Consider the following 18,693-nt stretch of genomic DNA (forward strand, 5'->3'; position numbering starts at 1 on the left):
AAAATATCGCGATCGCGACCTGCGGTCGCTACAAAAACAAAACCCCACGAAAAACGTGGGGTTCGTCAGCAATCTGAAGCCAGCTTACGCTGGCTTCTGACTTATTCACTATGCCTTATTTGGCGATCTGCGCGTGCATTTCCTGAACTGAAATCACTTTCTCAATCGCGTTGGCATTCAGAGCCATTGCAGTTGCGAAACCGCCGTTCAGGGTGGTGTCGTAATGCACTTTGTACTGCAGCGCGCTGCGGCGAATCAGCTTGGAATCTTCAATCGCCTGACGACCCGCCGTGGTGTTGATGATGTAGGTATATTCGCCATTCTTGATGCGGTCCTGAATGTGCGGACGACCTTCATGCACCTTATTCACCAGACGTGGATTGATACCCGCTTCGCCCAGCACAATCGCTGTACCGTGGGTCGCATCCAGCTCGAAACCAAACTTCAGCAGTTTTGCGGCCAGATCCACCACCCGCTCTTTATCGCCTTCACGCACGGAGAGCAGCGCACGGCCCTGTTTCTTCATGGTGGAGTTGCTGCCCAGTTGTGCTTTCGCAAAGGCTTCCGCGAAGGTGCGGCCCACGCCCATCACTTCACCGGTAGAACGCATTTCTGGCCCTAACAGCGGGTCAACGCCCGGGAATTTGTTGAACGGCAGTACCACTTCTTTCACTGAATAGTACGGCGGGATGATTTCTTTGGTTACGCCCTGCTGCGCCAGCGTCTGGCCTGCCATCACACGCGCGGCCACTTTCGCCAGCGGCACACCGGTGGCTTTAGAGACGAACGGCACGGTACGTGCGGCACGCGGGTTCACTTCAATCAGGTAAACTTCGTTGTTTTTCACCGCAAACTGGACGTTCATCAAACCGCGAACCTGCAGTTCGAAGGCCAGTTTCTGCACCTGCTCGCGCATCACATCCTGAATCTCTTTGCTCAGCGTGTAGGCTGGCAGAGAACAGGCGGAGTCGCCGGAGTGGACGCCCGCTTGCTCGATATGCTCCATGATGCCGCCAATGAGCACCATTTCGCCGTCGCAGATAGCATCAACGTCGACTTCAACCGCATCGTCAAGGAAGCGATCCAGCAGTACCGGCGCGTCGTTGGAGACGCTGACGGCAGTCTGGAAGTAACGACGCAGGTCGGTCTCGTCATAAACGATTTCCATCGCACGGCCACCCAGTACGTAGGATGGGCGCACCACCAGCGGATAACCAATTTCTTTCGCTTTTTCGACAGCCATTTCAATCGCTGTCACGGTGGCGTTGGCAGGCTGTTTCAGTTTCAGGCGGTCAACGGCCTGCTGGAAACGCTCACGGTCTTCAGCGCGGTCAATGGCATCCGGGCTGGTACCAATAACAGGGACGCCTGCGGCTTCCAGGGCACGCGCCAGCTTCAGCGGGGTCTGGCCGCCGTACTGGACGATAACGCCTTTCGGCTTCTCGATACGCACGATTTCCAGTACGTCCTCAAAGGTCACCGGCTCGAAGTACAGACGGTCGGAGGTGTCGTAGTCGGTGGAGACGGTTTCCGGGTTACAGTTGACCATAATGGTCTCGTAACCGTCTTCGCGCAGCGCCAGCGAGGCGTGTACGCAGCAATAGTCGAACTCGATACCCTGGCCGATACGGTTCGGGCCGCCGCCGAGAACCATGATTTTATCGCGGTCAACGGACGGGTTTGCTTCGCACTCATCTTCATAAGTGGAGTACATATAGGCGGTGTCGGTCGAGAACTCAGCGGCACAGGTATCGACACGCTTGTAGACCGGATGCAGGTCGAACTGGTCACGCAGTTTGCGGACTTCAGCTTCACGCACACCGGCCAGTTTTGCCAGACGCGCATCGGCAAAACCTTTACGCTTCAGCTGACGCAGGAAGTCGGCATCAAGGCCATTGATCCCCACTTCAGCGACTTTCTCTTCCAGGCGTACCAGCTCTTCAATCTGTACCAGGAACCAGCGGTCAATGTTGGTCAGGTTGAAGACGCCATCAACGGACAGGCCCGCACGGAACGCATCGGCGATATACCAGATACGCTCAGCGCCGGCATCTTTCAGTTCACGACGAATTTTGGTCAGCGCTTCCGGGTCATCCAGACTCACTTTCGGGTCAAAACCGGTGGCGCCCACTTCCAGACCGCGCAGGGCTTTCTGCAAGGATTCCTGCTGCGTGCGGCCAATCGCCATCACTTCACCGACAGATTTCATCTGAGTGGTCAGGCGGTCGTTAGCGCCGACGAATTTCTCGAAGTTAAAGCGCGGGATCTTGGTCACAACGTAGTCGATGGACGGCTCAAACGAGGCCGGAGTACGACCGCCGGTGATGTCGTTCATCAATTCGTCGAGGGTATAACCCACCGCCAGTTTGGCGGCAACTTTGGCAATCGGGAAGCCGGTTGCTTTTGACGCCAGCGCTGAGGAGCGGGAAACACGCGGGTTCATTTCGATAACGATCAGGCGACCGTTTTTCGGGTTGACCGAGAACTGCACGTTAGAGCCGCCGGTTTCAACGCCGATTTCACGCAGTACCGCCATCGAGGCGTTACGCATGATTTGATACTCTTTGTCGGTCAGGGTCTGTGCCGGAGCAACGGTAATGGAGTCACCGGTATGGATACCCATGGCGTCGAAGTTTTCGATGGAGCAGACGATGATGCAGTTGTCGTTCTTATCGCGAACCACTTCCATCTCATACTCTTTCCAGCCAATCAGCGACTCATCAATCAGCAGCTCTTTGGTCGGAGAGAGATCCAGACCACGTTCGCAAATCTCTTCAAACTCTTCGCGGTTGTATGCAATGCCGCCACCGGTGCCGCCCATAGTAAAGGAGGGACGAATAATGCACGGGTAACCAACGTCAGCGGCAACCGCCAGCGCTTCTTCCATAGTATGCGCGATGCCGGAGCGGGCAGTGTCGAGGCCGATTTTCTTCATCGCCACATCAAAACGACGGCGGTCTTCGGCTTTATCAATCGCATCGGCGGTAGCACCGATCATGGTGACGCCAAATTCTTCGAGTACGCCCTGACGTTCCAGTTCCAGCGCGCAGTTCAGCGCTGTCTGGCCGCCCATGGTCGGCAGAACCGCATCCGGACGCTCTTTTTCGATGATTTTGCGCACCACTTCCCAGTGGATCGGCTCAATATAGGTAGCATCCGCCATTTCCGGGTCGGTCATAATGGTCGCCGGGTTGGAGTTCACCAGAATGACGCGATAGCCCTCTTCACGCAGCGCTTTACACGCCTGCGCGCCGGAGTAGTCGAACTCACAAGCCTGGCCGATAACGATCGGACCAGCGCCAAGGATCAGGATGCTTTTTATGTCTGTACGTTTTGGCATGATTCTCTTCGCTCCTGATTATTTAGCGGTGTTGCGATATTGCTCGATTAATTCAATAAAGTGGTCAAACAGCGGCGCGGCATCGTGCGGTCCCGGGCTCGCTTCAGGGTGACCCTGGAAGCTGAATGCCGGTTTGTCCGTGCGGTGAATCCCCTGCAGGGTGCCGTCGAACAGGGATTTATGGGTCACGCGCAGCGTCGCGGGCATTGATGCCTCATCAACCGCAAAACCGTGGTTCTGGGCAGTGATCATCACGGTATTGTTATCGATATCTTTCACCGGGTGGTTGCCGCCGTGGTGACCAAACTTCATCTTCACGGTGTTCGCCCCACTCGCCAGCGCCAGCAACTGATGGCCCAGGCAGATACCGAAGACCGGAATGTCGGTCTCGAGGAAGGTTTCGATAGCGGCAATCGCGTAGTCGCACGGTGCCGGGTCGCCAGGTCCGTTGGACAGGAAAATCCCATCCGGATTCATCTTCAGGACTTCGTCTGCCGGGGTTTTCGCCGGAACAACCGTCAGGCGACAGCCTCTGTCGACGAGAATGCGCAGAATGTTACGTTTTGCGCCAAAGTCGTAGGCGACAACGTGGAACGGCAATTCGCTCTCTTTTTTGGCTTCCGGCAGCTCGCCTTCCAGCGTCCAGCTCCCCTGCGTCCAGCTGTAGGTTTCAGCGGTGGTCACTTCTTTCGCCAGATCCATCCCGTTCAGACCGGGGAAGGCTTTCGCTTTCTCCAGCGCCAGGGTTGCGTCCAGACTGTCACCGGCGATGATGCAGCCGTTTTGTGCACCTTTTTCACGCAGCAAACGGGTCAGCTTACGGGTATCGATATCGGCAATCGCCACAATGTTATGGCGCTTGAGGTAAGAAGAGAGATCTTCAGTATTGCGGTAGTTGCTGGCAATCAGCGGCAGGTCACGAATGATCAGGCCTTGCGCATGGACTTGAGAAGATTCTTCATCAGCAGCATTGGTGCCGACATTACCGATATGGGGATAAGTAAGAGTGACGATTTGGCGGGAATAGGAAGGATCAGTGAGGATTTCTTGATAACCGGTCATTGAAGTATTGAAAACGACTTCCCCAACCGCCGAACCTGTTGCCCCTATGGCCCGACCGTAAAACTGGGTTCCGTCTTCCAGAACCAATAGCGCTGACTTAATCAAAACACCCTCCAGAGAATATTCACTCACTTTATTTGCATATTAATTCAAATGTGACGCATGAATCAATGCAAATCTGCGTAGCCGCGAATTTTTTGCAAACGGCGGCATTCTGGAGACATGAAGGGTAAAAGTCAACTTATAGCGCATATTTTTCATGTCTTTTTGCGCCCCAGAAAAGAATAGCATGATTTAAAGGGTAAAAAGATCGGTTTACATACGTCAGGTAAACGCTTGCGTGGTGATAAAAATGATCACTGATGGGCAAGGAGAGGGAAAAGTGGACCAGATGGTCAAAATTTACATTTGGCAGCCAAATAAATGCAGGAAGTTATATATAAATATCGATTTAGAGATAAAAAACACCTGAAACAGATAAAATAAAAGGGCGATAAAATATCGCCCTTGCAATCAAAGCATTACGACTGCAATAACCACATCACGATGGGTAATAAACATCACAAATTGTTGAGATCAAGCACATCTCGCATATCAAAAAGACCATTGTTCTTTGATTTAAGCCACAAAGCGGAACGAACAGCGCCATTGGCAAAGGTCATCCGACTTGAAGCTTTATGACTGATCTCCACGCGTTCACCGATATCGGCAAACATCGCCGTATGTTCACCGATGATGTCACCCGCACGGACGGTGGCAAAACCAATGGTGCCTGGCACGCGTTCGCCGGTATAGCCTTCGCGGCTGTATACCGCACATTCTTTCAAATCTTTATCCAGCGCATGCGCAATAGCTTCTCCCATGGCCAGTGCCGTCCCCGAAGGTGCATCCACTTTGTGGCGATGGTGCGCTTCAACGATTTCGATATCGGTATAGCCACCCATTACTTTGGCGGCCTTTTCCAGCAGTTTGAGCATCACATTCACGCCCACGCTGAAATTCGCGGCAAACACAATGCCAATCTCTTTGGCGGCATCACTGATGGCCTGTTTACCCGCATCATCAAAACCGGTGGTGCCAATCACCATCCCTTTTTGATTTTTGCGGCAAAACGCCAGATGGGCCAGCGTGCCTTCCGGGCGGGTAAAATCGATAAAGACATCAAAATCATCTTTTACCGCCTGTAAATCGCTGCTGACGATAACGCCCGTTTTGCCGACGCCGGCCAGCTCTCCCGCATCGCTTCCCAACAGAGAAGAACCTTCGCGCTCCAGCGCTGCACCCAGTGCCACGCCGTCCATTTGCAAAGTGGCCTGAATTAACTGGCGGCCCATACGGCCACCGGCCCCCGCGATAGCAACACGGATTTGTGCATCATGCATAGTTGTACTCTTTTGTTAATGAAATGCTGAAAATCGCTTCCAGAGTAACCAGCCCACGATGGGGCTGCCAGCCGAAAACGCCGATAATTAGAATTAAATGATAAACAGCATGGAGTATCAGTAAAAGGCATGAGTCGACTTTTGGGTGATCCTTAACGAAATCCGCAGGACTCTCTGACCACCAGCGCCGGAGGCAAAATTATCCGCTTTGGCGGTTCATCATTGCCCTGTATACGGCTATAAAGCAGCTCACCCGCTTTGCGGCCAATTTCCTTTGCCGCCACCGAAACCGTCGTCAGCGCAGGCTGAACCAGCGCAGCTTCATTGATGTCATCAAAGCCGATCAAAGCAAAATCCCGCCCCGTTTCGCGCCCGTTCTTACGCAGGGCCTGCATCACGCCCAGGGCGACAATATCCTGGTAACAGACGGCAGCGGTTATCTCCGGGTAGCGCATTAACAGCGCTTCGGCCACCCGCGCGCCATCGCTCTGGCTGGCCTGCGAGGTGACAATCCACTGTGGATTTACCGCAATGCCGCTCTCCAGCAGTTTGCTGGTAAAGCCGCCGAGACGCTGCGCCCGGGTACCGGAATTGAGGTTGCCGCCGATAAAAGCAATATTACGGTGTCCCAGTTTCAGCAGGTGAGTGGTCGCCATTTGCGTGCCGAGGAAGTTATCGGTCCCAACAAAGTCAAAGTCGGGATCGTCTTGCGGACGTACCACCATAATCACCGGGATATTGCGCCGCTTCAGCCCGTCAAAGAAAGATTGTGGCGTCTCGCGGGCGGCACAGAGCACCATACCGCAGGCGCTGTTGCGCATCAGGGAATCGACGAACTTCTGTTGCCGGTCGCCGGACTCTTCGCTGTTAGCCAGAAACAGCAGCAGATCGTGGCGCTCCATCTCGTGACTCAACCCGGCCGTCATTTCACTGTAAAAGGGGTTGGTGATGTCATGCAGTAGCAAACCTACCTGGTTACTGCTGCGGTTACGCAGGTTCGCCGCCGTCTGGTTGTAAACATACCCCGACTCATCCAGTGCTTTGAGCACCCTTTCCCGCGTTGCCTGGGAGATACGTCCTTTGTTGCGCAGCACCATCGATACCGTTGCGGTCGATACACCCGCCCGTTGCGCGACCTGCGCCAGCGTTAATGTCGTCATCATGCCTCCGGATTGCCTTTGCAGTCAGATTAATCGAATAACCTTTAAAGTGCACTTTTTCCTGAGAGGCGGTTCACGGAACCCTGCCGGAAACCTGACTTTATCGCCATATTGCCGGGTTAATCGCGTTAACCACTCTTTTAAAAAAAGGTTAATCGATTAATCTAAAAATACACAACGGAGGATACGATGACAGCTTACGATAAGTACCCGGAAGTTTCGGTTCAGGGCTATGACGATCACGCCTGGCAGGGCTGGGACGCGCTGGCGACGGCGCTTAACGCACACCTGCGCCAGCAGCCGAAAACGGTATTGGTGATTGACTGCTACCCAGGCGTTCGCCTCCAGGAACTGGAGCAGCATTTACTCCCGGCCCTTGGTGCAAAGCAGATCGTTAATGTTGAAGCCGCCCGTCAGGATGAGCAGGCGCTGCATCAATTGCTGGCGCGTAACCTGACGGACGATCGCGTGTTTGGCGTACTCTCCTGCCATCAGCTTGAAGAGTTTTTCGATGCGCAGAAACTGAGCGCGCTGCGTGAAAACGTGGCCCAGGCTGAGGGGCTTAGCGTGATTTACGGATCGGGCGCTGCGTTGGTTCATCCTGGAGATGTACTGGTGTACGCCGATCTGGCGCGCTGGGAGATCCAGCAGCGTATGCGCAGCAGCGAACTGGGCAACTGGGGCGTGGAGAATCAGAGCGAAGATATACTGCGCCGCTATAAGCGTGCCTTTTTTATCGAATGGCGCGTGTTCGACCGCCATAAAACGCCGCTGCTCAAACGCGCGGATTTCCTGCTGGATAGCAACCTGCAAAATGCCCCTGCTATGGTCAGCGGCGAGGCATTTCGCGCCGGTCTGGCGCACACCAGCCGACGCCCTTTTCGCGTGGTTCCCTTCTTCGATCCTGGCGTCTGGGGCGGACAGTGGATGAAGAAACGGTTCGATCTCGATCCCTCCGCGCCCAACTACGCATGGTGTTTTGACTGCGTGCCCGAGGAAAACAGCCTGCTGATGCGGTTTGGCAAGGTGCGGATCGAGATCCCTTCTCAGGATCTGGTGCTGCTGCAGCCCCACGCGCTACTGGGCGATAAAGTCCACGCCCGCTTTGGCGCAGAGTTTCCGATCCGCTTCGATTTTCTCGACACCATGGGCGGGCAGAATCTGAGCTTTCAGGTCCATCCGCTCACGGAATATATCCAGCAACACTTCGGCATGCATTACACCCAGGATGAGAGCTACTACATTCTGGATGCAGAACCGGGCGCAACCGTCTATCTGGGTACCAAAACGGGTATTCAACCGCAGGAGATGATCGACAATCTGGCCTGCGCGCAGCGCGGTGAGAGTCCTTTCGACGACCAACGCTTTGTGAACCAGTTCCCGGCGCGCAAACACGATCACTTCCTGATCCCGGCGGGGACGGTGCACTGCTCAGGATCCGGCACACTGGTGCTGGAAATTAGCGCCACGCCCTATATTTTCACCTTCAAACTGTGGGACTGGGGCCGCGTTGGGCTTGATGGTCTGCCGCGTCCGGTTCATCTGCAACACGGCAAAGACGTTATCGACTGGCAGCGGGATACCGCGTGGGTGGAAGAACATCTGGTCAATCATTTTGAACCCGTTAGCGCAGGCGATGGCTGGCAGGAAGAGCGCACAGGATTGCATGAGCGCGAGTTTATCGAAACCCGCCGCCACTGGTTCAACAAAGCGGTAACGCACCACACCCATGGCGGCGTTAATGTGCTTAACCTGGTCGAGGGCGCGCAGGCACGAGTCGACAGTCCGGACGGTGCATTTGAGCCTTTTATTGTCCATTATGCCGAGACTTTTATTATTCCGGCAGCGGTCGGTGAATATCGCATTGCACCTTACGGCGAGAGCGTCGGCCAGACGCTGGCCACCATGAAAGCCTGGGTGAGGGGGTAACCATGATCCACTTTATTATCGCAACCCATGGGCCGCTGGCAACGGCGTTTTTACAGAGCAGCCGTATGGTGTACGGCGAGCTGGAGAATGTTTACGCCGTCACCCTAAGCGAGGGCGACGGCATTGAAGGTTTTAAACGGGATTTTGCCGCCGTGCTTGAGCGCGCAAGCCAGGGCGCGGATGGCGTGCTGGTGCTCTGCGATATGCAAAGCGGTACGCCGTGGAATGTTGCCAGCCACTCTGCATTCACGCCGGATGCCCCCATACCTGTCGCCGTCATTGGCGGGGTGAATTTTCCGATGTTACTGCAAACGGATGACGTCGCAAGATTCAGCGATGTCAATGCCGCGGCGGCGCATCTGCTGGCGCTCACCGTACCGACGCTGGTGAAGGCCGTTCCGGTCACCACTGCGCAATCTGATGATTTTTAAGGAGTCTGCTATGAGTCTCTCTTTTGTACGTATCGACGATCGCGTTATCCATGGCCAGCTCGTTACCCGTTGGGCAAAAGAGTTGCCCTGTGACGGTATTATCGCTGTCGATGATGCTGTTGCCGCCGACGCCCTGCTCTCTTCCGTGATAAAGGGCGCGGTGTCGGATATCAAAGTGTGGCTGCTTGATACCGCAACGGCCATCGAAAAACTGCCGAAGGCGATCGCCAGCGAGAAGCGCTACTTCGTGATCGGCAAATCTCCCGTAACCCTGCAACACATCGAACAGGCGGGCATCAGCCTGCAAAACGCCAACGGAAAGATCAACGTCGGCCCGATGAGCGCCCGCACGGATACCGCCACCATCGGGCCTAATCAGTCGGTTAATGCTGAGGAGATCGCCGCCTTCGAGTGGCTAACGGCACAGGGCCACCGTATTGAATTTCGCCTGGTGCCGGACGCCAGCTGCTACAGCTGGATGGACGCCCGTCAGAAGCTGAAATAAGGAGCACATCATGTTAATTGAAGCCTCATTGATAGGGATTCTCTGCTACCTGGGCGCGTTAAGCAGCCCCTGGCTTTTCGGCCTGACCGGAGGCTGGTATCTGGTTAGCCGCCCGCTGGTCTCCGGCATGCTGGTTGGGCTGATCCTCGGCGATGTGAAAACCGGCATTATGATTGGCGTTGCGGTGCAGGCCGTTTATATCGCCATGGTCACCCCCGGCGGATCGATGCCAGCCGATCTGAACTTTGTGGCCTGGCCGGCGATTGCGCTGGGTATTCTCTCCGGCAAGGGGCCGGAAGTCGCGGTAGCGCTGGCGGCAACTATCGGTATCGCCGGCACCATCCTGTTCAACGCAATGATGGTGCTGAACTCCTTCTGGAACCACCGGGCGGATCGGGCTATCGATAGCGGCGATGAGCGTGGGATCTACCTTAACAGCGCCATTTTTCCGCAACTGACCAATTTTGCGCTGCGCTTTATACCGACCTTTATCGCCGTCTACTTCGGCGCGCAATACATTAGCTGCTTTATGGACAGCCTGCCAAAAGTGGTGCTTTCGACCATGAATGTCCTGGGCGGCATTCTGCCTGCGGTGGGTATTGCCATCCTGCTTAAACAGATCATCAAAAATTACACCATGCTGATCTACTTCCTGGTTGGGTTCGTCTGCATTGTCTTCCTGAAACTGAACATGGTGGCGCTGGTGATTGTCGGCTCGCTGCTGGCGCTTATCCATTACAACTACAAACCGGAAGCTCAGCCAGCGGTTCGCGCTGCGTCTGCCGCTGATGACGAGGATGAATTCTGATGGAAGAACGTAAGCTTGACCGCAAAGATCTGCGCCGCTGCTGGCGCGCATGGATGATGCATAACCTTTCATCCATGAGCTTTGAACGGCTGGAGTCTTTTGGCTTTTGCCTGAGCATGCTACCGGTGGCGCGTAAGCTCTATCCTGACCCGGCTGCACGCAAAGAAATGCTGCGCCGCCATGCCTCGTTCTACAATACCGAGCCGCAGATTGGCGCCATTGTTAACGGCATGGCGCTTGGTCTGGAAGAGAAGAAGGCCAACGGTGAAGCCATTGACGGCGAGACTATCAATACCCTGAAAGTGGGGCTGATGGGGCCGATCGCCGGGATAGGAGACTCAATGATCCCCGGTATGCTGATCCCCATTTTGCTCAGCATCGGGATGGCGCTGGCGGCGGGCGGCAGCCTGCTTGGCCCGCTGTTCTATACCGTCGCCTGGCTGGCAATCATTATTCCCGGCTCGTGGTTCCTGTTTCTTAAAGGCTATCAGATGGGCAGCGGTTCGGTGGAAATGCTGGTCAGCAGCCAATCCACCCGCCTGCGTGAGGCGCTGTCGCTGCTCGGCGTATTTGTGATGGGCGGCGTGGCGGCCAGCTATGTGAAGCTTGGCTCCGGGCTGGAGTTTGTCACCAAAGATGGCGTCAATATTCATGTTCAGCAGATGCTCGACGGTATCTTCCCGCAGTTGCTGCCGCTGATCGTGGTTCTGGGCACCTGGTATCTGATGGCAAAACGCGGCGTCTCTCCAGTGAAAGCGATGCTTATGCTGCTGGTACTGGCGGCGCTGGGTGTGGTGAGCGGCCTGTTCGTCGGTTAACCTACCGGATACAAAAGCGCAACCGGGGCCTGGGCCCCGGTTTTTTATGGGTGGAAATGATGCCACAGCGGGGCAACGCTGCCGGGCCGGGAAATGAACTGAAAGCGCGCCGGGTCGTCGATAAACTGCTGATAAATTGGCGCATCGGTAATGGCAAACTCCTCATACTGACGGGGAGTCACCACCTGCAGCCTGCCGGGCGCATAGTACGGATTATGCTGCCAGATAATATGCCGGTCCTGTACCAGCGGATACCACGCCAGCCCTTTGTGGGCACGCACCGCATCATACTCAAAACCGTATTCACGATCGCACCAGGCGCCAAACGTCAGCGGCGTTTGTGTTGAGGCGGAGATGGTCGCATGCCCCCAGCCAGGCGGTATCAGAACTTTATCTCCTGGCCCTGCGATCACCGCAAAGCAGCGTCCTGCGTCGCGGCACACATACTCCTGCATATAGATAATCGCCTTCCCCTGCCAGATTTCATACAGTTCCGGCGGCGACCAACCGCTGTGTTCACTGATACGATGAATATGCCCCTGGCTGCGCACCGGCTCATCGCCAAGCAGGCCTGCGGCGTAGGTGACCACGCCAAACAGCAACATCCGTTTGTTCAGCTCTTCGCGATCCTGCAGACGCGCAACATCCATGGCGATAGCGTAAACCTGCTCCGGCCCGTCGCAGTCAGGGTCACGCAGAGAAGCGCGGATTTGATCCAGCGTGCGGATTTCCGGCATCGGGCCGGTCACATCATCGCCATAGCTGAAACCGAGCGGTGTGGTATGGATAGTCATATCCAGCCCGAACTGATTAGCCATATCGCACCTCATTTACCGCCACACCGCCATCTTTAGCAAACAGACGCAGCGCAAATCCGTGTTTTAACGCCTGGTAATCATGCCCGGCAATCGCAGGCCATACAGCCAGAGCAGAAAGCGTCGTCTGCCCCGTGTTAATCAACCGATGTGCGGTATAAGCAGAAATGATATGCACCGACCCTGGCTGCACTTTTTCCAGCCGTGCCTGACCTTGCTCGGTCTGCAATAACAGCATGCCTTCGCCGCGCAGGCCAAAATAGACTTCGCCCTGCTCGCGGCGAGCGTGAAAATGACCACGGGTCATAAAGAATTCATGACCAATATGACCTGGGTACAGATGGGTAACGCCAACGTAGAGTTCTCCCTCCCCCTGGAGAGAATCAAGCATCTCGACCTGGTAAACAATGCGTGCAGGATCTTCTTTTTGCCAGGCATCGGAACTGGCAAATACCCCGGCAAGATCGGCGATAGTTGTGGATTTACAGCGTAAAGGACCATGAGAGAAGAAGCCACTGGCCCACGCCACCGCTGGCGGCGTGCTAAAAGGAATTGTCATGTTTATCTCCGGCCCGAGGAGAACAACACGACAATTCTAGCAGATTAATCGATTAACCGAACATAGAATTAACGCCCAATGGCTAAGGCGCGAGGCTGATGACCTCAGCCACCCATGCGCGAAAAGTCGCGACATCAATCTCCAGCGCCACCTGCGCATTGGCTGGTTTGCCAAGTTTACCTTCAATATCCACAACGGTAGTGCCCGCAGTCCAGGCGCCCTGGGTTTCCACTGCCACAAAACAGGGTTTCAGGGTAAAGAGAGAAGGACGGGCAAGCCAGGCAATGGCGCAAAGATCATGCATACGCAGTCCGGTCGTCATACTGCCGCTGCGATAGTGACTGAACAGCGCATGCAGCATTTTTCCCGTCTCATTAAGCCCGGGTAATGACGCCAGATATTCCGGCGTCAGAGTGGCATGGTTGGTCACATCCAGACCACACATCACAATCTCCAGCCCGCTGTTGAACACTCTGGCAGCCGCTTCCGGATCGATGGCGATATTAAATTCCGCATTGGGAGTGGAGTTCCCACGCCCGGCTGAACCGCCCATCATCACCAGTCGACGGATATTGAACTGGCACTCAGGGTAATGCGTCAGCAGTAGCGCAATATTGGTGAGCGGGCCGATGGTCACCAGAGTGACAGGCTCTGTAGAGGCCATCAGCAGATCGCGAATGGCTTCGAAAGCAGGTTTTGCCAGCGGCTGGCGCTGGTGCTCAACGAACTCATATCCTTCCATGCCGGACTCGCCGTGCACATTTGCCGCATCGCGAAGCGGACGCAGCAGCGGCGTGGCTGCTCCCTGGGCAACGGGGATATCCGCATTCCAGAAATGCAGCAATTGCAGGGCATTGCGGGTGGTTTTTTCCAGTGAAACATTGCCTGCAACCGTGGTCATCAGCTTCAGGTCAAGTTCCGGAGCAAAGAGTACCGCAGCAATGGCGGCGGCATCGTCAATACCGGGATCGGTGTCGAGAATAATCGGCAGGCGCATAAATCCTCCATAAAAAATGCCAGACATTAGTCTGGCATCTTCTCATATCTGTCGGGCGAAAAAGTTATTCAACTTCCCGAACATCGACCCGCAACTCTTTGGGCACTTCAAAAACGATATTCTCTTCACGGCCTTCCAGTGGAATAGCCTCACCGCCGCCCAGCTCCTGCAAGCGAGCAATAACATTCTGCACCAGAATATCCGGCGCGGATGCGCCAGCCGTGACGCCGACGCAGGCGATATCCTTGACCCAGGCTTCCTGGATATCCGAAGCATCATCAATCAGGTAAGCGGATTTACCCATCCGCTGCGCCAGTTCGGCAAGGCGGTTGGAGTTCGAGGAGTTTTTCGACCCGACAACCAGCACCACTTCAGCCCGTTCCGCTAACGCGCGCACCGCTTCCTGGCGGTTCGTCGTGGCGTAGCAAATATCATCTTTACGCGGGCCGACAATCTTTGGAAAGCGGCTACGCAGGGCATCAATGACATCCGAAGTGTCATCAACCGAGAGGGTGGTCTGGGTCATAAACGAGAGTTTGCCGACATCTTTGATGTCCAGCGTCGATACATCATCCGGCGACTCCACCAGATACATGCCGCCCTTCTCGTTGCTGTACTGGCCCATGGTGCCTTCCACTTCCGGATGCCCGGCATGACCAATCAGAATGGCTTCTTCACCACGACGACTGGCACGCGCGACTTCCATATGCACTTTCGTCACCAGCGGGCAAGTGGCGTCAAAAACCGTCAAATCGCGGCTTTTGGCTTCATTGCGCACGGCCTGGGAGACGCCATGCGCGGAGAAAATCAGAATAGCCCCATCAGGAACTTCACTGATTTGCTCGATAAAAATGGCCCCGCGTTCGCGCAGGCTGTCGACCACATAGCGGTTGTGCACCACTTCATGGCGGACATAAATAGGCGCACCGTATATTTCCAGTGCGTTTTCAACAATGCTGATAGCACGGTCCACCCCGGCGCAAAAGCCGCGCGGGTTAGCCAACAGGATCTGCATTCAACGCCTCCAGTGCCGGCTCGATCTCCAGCACTTCTACATCAAAATGAACGGTCTGGCCTGCCAGCGGATGGTTAAAGTCAACGGTAATAGAATCACCATTCACATCACGGATCACACCAGGCATTTCACTGCCATCCATGGAGGTAAAGAGCATAATCGCCCCGACTTCCGGCTCGCCTGCATCCATAAAATCACGGCGCGAGAAATACTGAATAAGGTCTGGGACAGGGGTGCCAAAAGCCGCATCAGGCTCAAGAGAAAAGGCTTTTTTCTCGCCCTCTTTCAGCCCCAGCAGGTGCTGCTCCAGACCTTCGGACAACGAACCGTCGCCAAGGCGAAACAGCGCCGGTTTACCATTATTGCGGGTTGACTCAGCGGTGGAGCCATCTTCGAGCTTGAGCGTGAAGTGAACCAGCACCGCGCTATTACTCTGTATGGATTTTGACATGCAGGTTTGCTCACTTGTTGTGCCGGGTACGTATCCGCGTACCCGGCCGACAAAACAGGTCGCCAGCGAGCTGGCTTTATGCTGTTTTTTTCTCTTTAGAAGGCAAAAAGCCTTCCAGCACGATCAGTGCTGCACCAATACAGATCGCGGTATCAGCAAGGTTAAAGGTAGCAAAGTGCCAGTCGCCGACATAGAAATCGATCATATCGACGACAAAACCGTGCCACAGGCGATCGAATAAATTACCCAATGCGCCCCCAATGATCAGGGCATAGGCAATATTGTTCAGCTTCTGCGTAGCCTTCGAGCGGTACATCATCACCGCCAGCACAACGCAGATACCGATGGCGATACCGGCAAAGAACCAGCGCTGCCAGCCACCGCTATCAGCAAGGAAGCTGAATGCCGCACCATAGTTACGCGCATAGTGCAGATTAAGCGACGGGAACAGCGGCACCGTATCCCCCAGAGCGAAGTTCTGGAGGATCAGGTACTTACTGCCAAGATCGATAATCAGCACGGCGACAACCAGCCACAGCCAGCGCAGGCCTGTCGAACAGACGGATTTACTCATCAGGCGAACTTACGTTTTTCGCCGTCACCGGCGACGTTGCTGACACAGCGTCCGCAGATATCTGCGTGTTCCGCCACCTTGCCGACATCCTGGGTGTAATGCCAGCAGCGCGGGCATTTGTCACCTTCGGCTTTGCTTAATGCGACTTTCAGGCCTTTGAGCAATTCGCTCTGTTGGGCATCTGTCGACGCATCCGCATAATCGGCAACTTTCGCCCCGGAGGTCAACAGGACAAATCGTAATTCATCCCCCAGCGCCGTCAGTCTGGCAGCCAGTTCCGGCGCAGCAAACAGGGTAACTGCCGCTTCCAGAGAACCACCCACTTTCTTATCGGCACGCGCCTGCTCAATCACCTTGTTCACTTCGCCACGCACTTTCAGCAGCTCGTCCCAGAAGGCATCATTCATGGTTTCGCTTTCAGCCAGACCAAACAGCCCCTGATACCACTCGCCGGTGAAGACATACTGCTCACGCTCGCCTGGCAGATAGCCCCAGATTTCATCGGCGGTGAAGGACATGATCGGCGCCATCCAGCGAACCAGCGCTTCTGCAATGTGGTACAGCGCAGTCTGGCAGCTACGACGCGCCACGCTGTCCGCTTTGGTGGTGTACTGACGGTCTTTAATGATGTCGAGCCAGAACGAGCCCATTTCGATGGAGCAGAAACGCATCAGGCGCTGCACCACTTCGTGGAAATCGTAAGACTCGTAGGCCTTCACGATATCGTCCTGTGCCGCCTGCGCGCAACCGACGGCCCAGCGGTCCAGGACCACCATCTCTTCCGGTTTCACCATATCCGTTGCCGGATCAAAACCGTTGAGGTTTGCCAGCAGGAAGCGTGCGGTGTTACGGATACGACGATAGCTGTCGGCCGCGCGTTTGAGGATTTCATCGGAGACCGCCATCTCGCCGGTGTAATCGGTGGATGCCACCCACAGACGCAGAATATCCGCGCCCAGTTTATTCATCACATCCTGCGGCGACACGGTATTGCCGATGGATTTGGACATTTTGCGGCCCTGACCATCAACGGTGAAACCGTGGGTCAGCACCTGGCGGTAAGGCGCTTTGCCTTTCATCGCCGTGGAGATCATCAGGGAGGACATAAACCAGCCGCGATGCTGGTCGGAACCTTCCAGATACATATCCGCTGCGTGACCGGCAAATTCCGGGCGCACATCGACAACCGAGGAGTGGGTTGAACCGGAGTCGAACCAGACGTCGAGCGTATCCGGCACTTTCTCATAGCTATCGGCATCAGCACCGAGGATGTCGCGCGCATCCAGATCCCACCAGGCCTGAATACCGTCAACCTCAACGCGTTTCGCTACCGCTTCCATCAGTTCAAGCGTATTCGGGTGCAGTTCCTGCGTCTCTTTATGCACAAACAGAGACATAGGTACGCCCCAGGTACGCTGACGGGAGATACACCAGTCCGGGCGGTTCGCCACCATGGATTCGATACGCGCCTGGCCCCAGTCCGGGATCCACTGCACGCCTTTGATCTCAGAAAGCGACTGCGCACGCAGGCCTTTCTGATCCATGCTGACAAACCACTGCGGCGTTGCACGGAAGATGATCGGCGACTTGTGACGCCAGCAGCAAGGATAGCTGTGCTGCATTTTTTCGACATGCAGCAGTACGCCTTTCTCACGCAGCAGGTTCACGATCAGATCGTTGGCTTTAAAGACATTTACGCCATCGAGGATCGGGTATGTGCCGGGCAGGTAAGCGCCGTCCGGGCCAACCGGATTGGCGATTTCCAGACCGTATTTCTGGCTGATGGTGTAGTCATCAGGACCGTGACCACCAGCGGTATGCACCGCGCCGGTACCGGCTTCCAGGGTAACGTGATCGCCGAGGATCGCCGGAACATCAAAGTCGAGGAACGGATGTTTGAAGCGCATCAGCTCAAGCTCTGCGCCTTTAACCGTACCCAGTACGCTGAATTCGCTGATGTTGGCACGTTTCAGAACGCTTTCCAGCAAATCTTTCGCCAGAATCACCGCTTTGCCATCAACCTGCACCAGCGCGTATTCAAACTCAGGCGCGAGGGAAATCGCGCGGTTAGCAGGCAGCGTCCACGGCGTGGTTGTCCAGATAACCAGCGCAATCGGGCCGCTAACGGAGGAAGCGCCAAATTTGGCTTTGACGGCATCCTGATCGACTGCTTCAAAGGCCACATCAATGGACGGAGAGGTTTTGTCGTAATACTCAACTTCCGCTTCCGCCAGTGCAGAACGGCAGTCTACGCACCAGTGCACCGGCTTGGCGCCTTTGTGCAGGTGGCCGTTGCCGATGATTTTACCCAGCGCGCGGATGATATTGGCTTCAGTTTTGAAGTCCATGGTCAGATACGGACGTGACCAGTCACCCAGAACCCCCAGGCGAATAAAGTCAGCGCGCTGGCCGTCAACCTGACCTGCGGCGTATTCGCGGCACTTAGCGCGGAACTCAGCGGCGGTAAATTTCTCACCCGGTTTACCGAATTCTTGTTCGACTTTCAGTTCGATGGGCAGACCGTGGCAATCCCAACCCGGAACGTAAGACGAGTCATATCCTGCGAGTCCTTTGGACTTCACAATAATGTCTTTCAGAATCTTGTTAACAGAGTGACCAATATGAATGCTGCCATTCGCATATGGAGGGCCATCATGCAGAATGAAGGTTTTTTTGCCTTTTTTGGCTGCACGAATGATGCCGTACAGGTCATCATCGGTCCAACGCGCCAGCATTCCCGGTTCGCGCTTGGCGAGATCGCCACGCATCGGGAACCCTGTTTCCGGCAAATTCAGGGTAGATTTATAGTCACTCATCAGATTCTCGGTTCCGTATTTATTACGTGTC

The 18,693-nt window shown here is 55.3% G+C and carries 16 protein-coding genes; 5 read left to right on the forward strand and 11 right to left on the reverse strand.

The window, feature by feature from the left end:
- Positions 1–115: 115 nt before the first annotated feature.
- The 4 genes from carB to ACSZO4_RS14205 form a co-directional block, all read right to left on the reverse strand.
- The gene (carB, locus tag ACSZO4_RS14190) at positions 116–3,340 is read right to left on the reverse strand and encodes a carbamoyl-phosphate synthase large subunit (RefSeq protein WP_437889643.1); all 3,225 of its coding nucleotides are present in this window, start codon (positions 3,338–3,340) and stop codon (positions 116–118) included.
- A gap of 18 nt (positions 3,341–3,358) precedes the next feature.
- On the reverse strand, positions 3,359–4,507 hold the full coding sequence (gene carA, locus ACSZO4_RS14195) for a glutamine-hydrolyzing carbamoyl-phosphate synthase small subunit (RefSeq protein ID WP_437889645.1): 1,149 nt from the start codon (positions 4,505–4,507) through the stop codon (positions 3,359–3,361).
- A 455-nt stretch (positions 4,508–4,962) separates the two neighbouring features.
- Positions 4,963–5,784 carry a 4-hydroxy-tetrahydrodipicolinate reductase gene (gene dapB, locus ACSZO4_RS14200; RefSeq protein ID WP_437889646.1) on the reverse strand — a complete coding sequence of 274 codons (822 nt, stop codon included), beginning with the start codon at positions 5,782–5,784 and terminating at the stop codon, positions 4,963–4,965.
- A gap of 152 nt (positions 5,785–5,936) precedes the next feature.
- On the reverse strand, positions 5,937–6,944 hold the full coding sequence (locus ACSZO4_RS14205) for a LacI family DNA-binding transcriptional regulator (RefSeq protein ID WP_437889675.1): 1,008 nt from the start codon (positions 6,942–6,944) through the stop codon (positions 5,937–5,939).
- A 189-nt stretch (positions 6,945–7,133) separates the two neighbouring features.
- On the opposite strand from ACSZO4_RS14205, the gene ACSZO4_RS14210 reads away from it, so the two are divergent.
- From ACSZO4_RS14210 to ACSZO4_RS14230, 5 genes are read left to right on the forward strand one after another with little or no spacing between them, the layout of a single operon-like run.
- Positions 7,134–8,873, forward strand: a complete 1,740-nt coding sequence (locus tag ACSZO4_RS14210) for a class I mannose-6-phosphate isomerase (RefSeq protein ID WP_437889647.1) — start codon at positions 7,134–7,136, stop codon at positions 8,871–8,873.
- A 2-nt stretch (positions 8,874–8,875) separates the two neighbouring features.
- Positions 8,876–9,304 carry a PTS sugar transporter subunit IIA gene (locus ACSZO4_RS14215; RefSeq protein ID WP_437889648.1) on the forward strand — a complete coding sequence of 143 codons (429 nt, stop codon included), beginning with the start codon at positions 8,876–8,878 and terminating at the stop codon, positions 9,302–9,304.
- 10 nt (positions 9,305–9,314) lie between these two features.
- Complete coding sequence (locus ACSZO4_RS14220) at positions 9,315–9,809, forward strand: PTS system mannose/fructose/N-acetylgalactosamine-transporter subunit IIB (protein WP_437889649.1); 495 nt, start codon at positions 9,315–9,317, stop codon at positions 9,807–9,809.
- A gap of 10 nt (positions 9,810–9,819) precedes the next feature.
- Positions 9,820–10,617: a PTS mannose/fructose/sorbose/N-acetylgalactosamine transporter subunit IIC gene (locus ACSZO4_RS14225; RefSeq protein WP_437889651.1), complete on the forward strand. Its 798-nt coding sequence runs from the start codon at positions 9,820–9,822 to the stop codon at positions 10,615–10,617.
- Entirely contained in the window at positions 10,617–11,435 is an 819-nt protein-coding gene (locus ACSZO4_RS14230) for a PTS system mannose/fructose/sorbose family transporter subunit IID (protein WP_437889652.1), read from the forward strand. Before ACSZO4_RS14225 ends, ACSZO4_RS14230 begins: the two co-directional genes overlap by 1 nt.
- Before the next feature lie 44 nt (positions 11,436–11,479).
- Here the strand turns inward: ACSZO4_RS14230 and ACSZO4_RS14235 are convergent, their stop codons facing one another.
- The 7 genes from ACSZO4_RS14235 to ileS form a co-directional block, all read right to left on the reverse strand.
- Entirely contained in the window at positions 11,480–12,253 is a 774-nt protein-coding gene (locus ACSZO4_RS14235; protein WP_437889654.1) for a glucose-6-phosphate isomerase family protein, read from the reverse strand.
- A complete protein-coding gene (locus ACSZO4_RS14240) occupies positions 12,246–12,809 on the reverse strand; it encodes a glucose-6-phosphate isomerase family protein (RefSeq protein WP_437889656.1) in 564 nt (187 codons plus the stop codon). Before ACSZO4_RS14240 ends, ACSZO4_RS14235 begins: the two co-directional genes overlap by 8 nt.
- 82 nt (positions 12,810–12,891) lie before the next feature.
- Positions 12,892–13,806 carry a ribonucleoside hydrolase RihC gene (gene rihC, locus ACSZO4_RS14245; RefSeq protein ID WP_437889658.1) on the reverse strand — a complete coding sequence of 305 codons (915 nt, stop codon included), beginning with the start codon at positions 13,804–13,806 and terminating at the stop codon, positions 12,892–12,894.
- Between the two features lie 64 nt (positions 13,807–13,870).
- Positions 13,871–14,821, reverse strand: coding sequence for a 4-hydroxy-3-methylbut-2-enyl diphosphate reductase (ispH, locus tag ACSZO4_RS14250; RefSeq protein WP_437889660.1), 951 nt, complete (start codon positions 14,819–14,821; stop codon positions 13,871–13,873).
- Positions 14,802–15,272 (reverse strand): FKBP-type peptidyl-prolyl cis-trans isomerase, encoded by a 471-nt coding sequence (gene fkpB / locus ACSZO4_RS14255; RefSeq protein WP_437889661.1) that lies wholly within the window; start codon positions 15,270–15,272, stop codon positions 14,802–14,804. The genes ispH and fkpB overlap by 20 nt, the downstream gene beginning before the upstream one ends.
- A gap of 76 nt (positions 15,273–15,348) precedes the next feature.
- On the reverse strand, positions 15,349–15,846 hold the full coding sequence (gene lspA, locus ACSZO4_RS14260; protein WP_437889662.1) for a signal peptidase II: 498 nt from the start codon (positions 15,844–15,846) through the stop codon (positions 15,349–15,351).
- Positions 15,846–18,662, reverse strand: coding sequence for an isoleucine--tRNA ligase (gene ileS / locus ACSZO4_RS14265; RefSeq protein ID WP_437889663.1), 2,817 nt, complete (start codon positions 18,660–18,662; stop codon positions 15,846–15,848). Before ileS ends, lspA begins: the two co-directional genes overlap by 1 nt.
- Positions 18,663–18,693: the final 31 nt, after the last annotated feature.

Source organism: Phytobacter sp. V91, from assembly GCF_965644225.1.
In the GTDB taxonomy this organism is placed as follows: Bacteria; Pseudomonadota; Gammaproteobacteria; order Enterobacterales; family Enterobacteriaceae; genus CBFFRJ01.

Coding starts and splice junctions, on each gene's coding strand:
- carB (WP_437889643.1), bottom strand. CDS start 3,340: ATGCCAAAACGTACAGACATAAAAAGCATCCTGATCCTTGGCGCTGGT.
- dapB (WP_437889646.1), bottom strand. CDS start 5,784: ATGCATGATGCACAAATCCGTGTTGCTATCGCGGGGGCCGGTGGCCGT.
- ACSZO4_RS14205 (WP_437889675.1), bottom strand. CDS start 6,944: ATGACGACATTAACGCTGGCGCAGGTCGCGCAACGGGCGGGTGTATCG.
- ACSZO4_RS14210 (WP_437889647.1), top strand. CDS start 7,134: ATGACAGCTTACGATAAGTACCCGGAAGTTTCGGTTCAGGGCTATGAC.
- ACSZO4_RS14215 (WP_437889648.1), top strand. CDS start 8,876: ATGATCCACTTTATTATCGCAACCCATGGGCCGCTGGCAACGGCGTTT.
- ACSZO4_RS14220 (WP_437889649.1), top strand. CDS start 9,315: ATGAGTCTCTCTTTTGTACGTATCGACGATCGCGTTATCCATGGCCAG.
- ACSZO4_RS14225 (WP_437889651.1), top strand. CDS start 9,820: ATGTTAATTGAAGCCTCATTGATAGGGATTCTCTGCTACCTGGGCGCG.
- ACSZO4_RS14230 (WP_437889652.1), top strand. CDS start 10,617: ATGGAAGAACGTAAGCTTGACCGCAAAGATCTGCGCCGCTGCTGGCGC.
- ACSZO4_RS14235 (WP_437889654.1), bottom strand. CDS start 12,253: ATGGCTAATCAGTTCGGGCTGGATATGACTATCCATACCACACCGCTC.
- ACSZO4_RS14240 (WP_437889656.1), bottom strand. CDS start 12,809: ATGACAATTCCTTTTAGCACGCCGCCAGCGGTGGCGTGGGCCAGTGGC.
- rihC (WP_437889658.1), bottom strand. CDS start 13,806: ATGCGCCTGCCGATTATTCTCGACACCGATCCCGGTATTGACGATGCC.
- ispH (WP_437889660.1), bottom strand. CDS start 14,821: ATGCAGATCCTGTTGGCTAACCCGCGCGGCTTTTGCGCCGGGGTGGAC.
- fkpB (WP_437889661.1), bottom strand. CDS start 15,272: ATGTCAAAATCCATACAGAGTAATAGCGCGGTGCTGGTTCACTTCACG.
- lspA (WP_437889662.1), bottom strand. CDS start 15,846: ATGAGTAAATCCGTCTGTTCGACAGGCCTGCGCTGGCTGTGGCTGGTT.
- ileS (WP_437889663.1), bottom strand. CDS start 18,662: ATGAGTGACTATAAATCTACCCTGAATTTGCCGGAAACAGGGTTCCCG.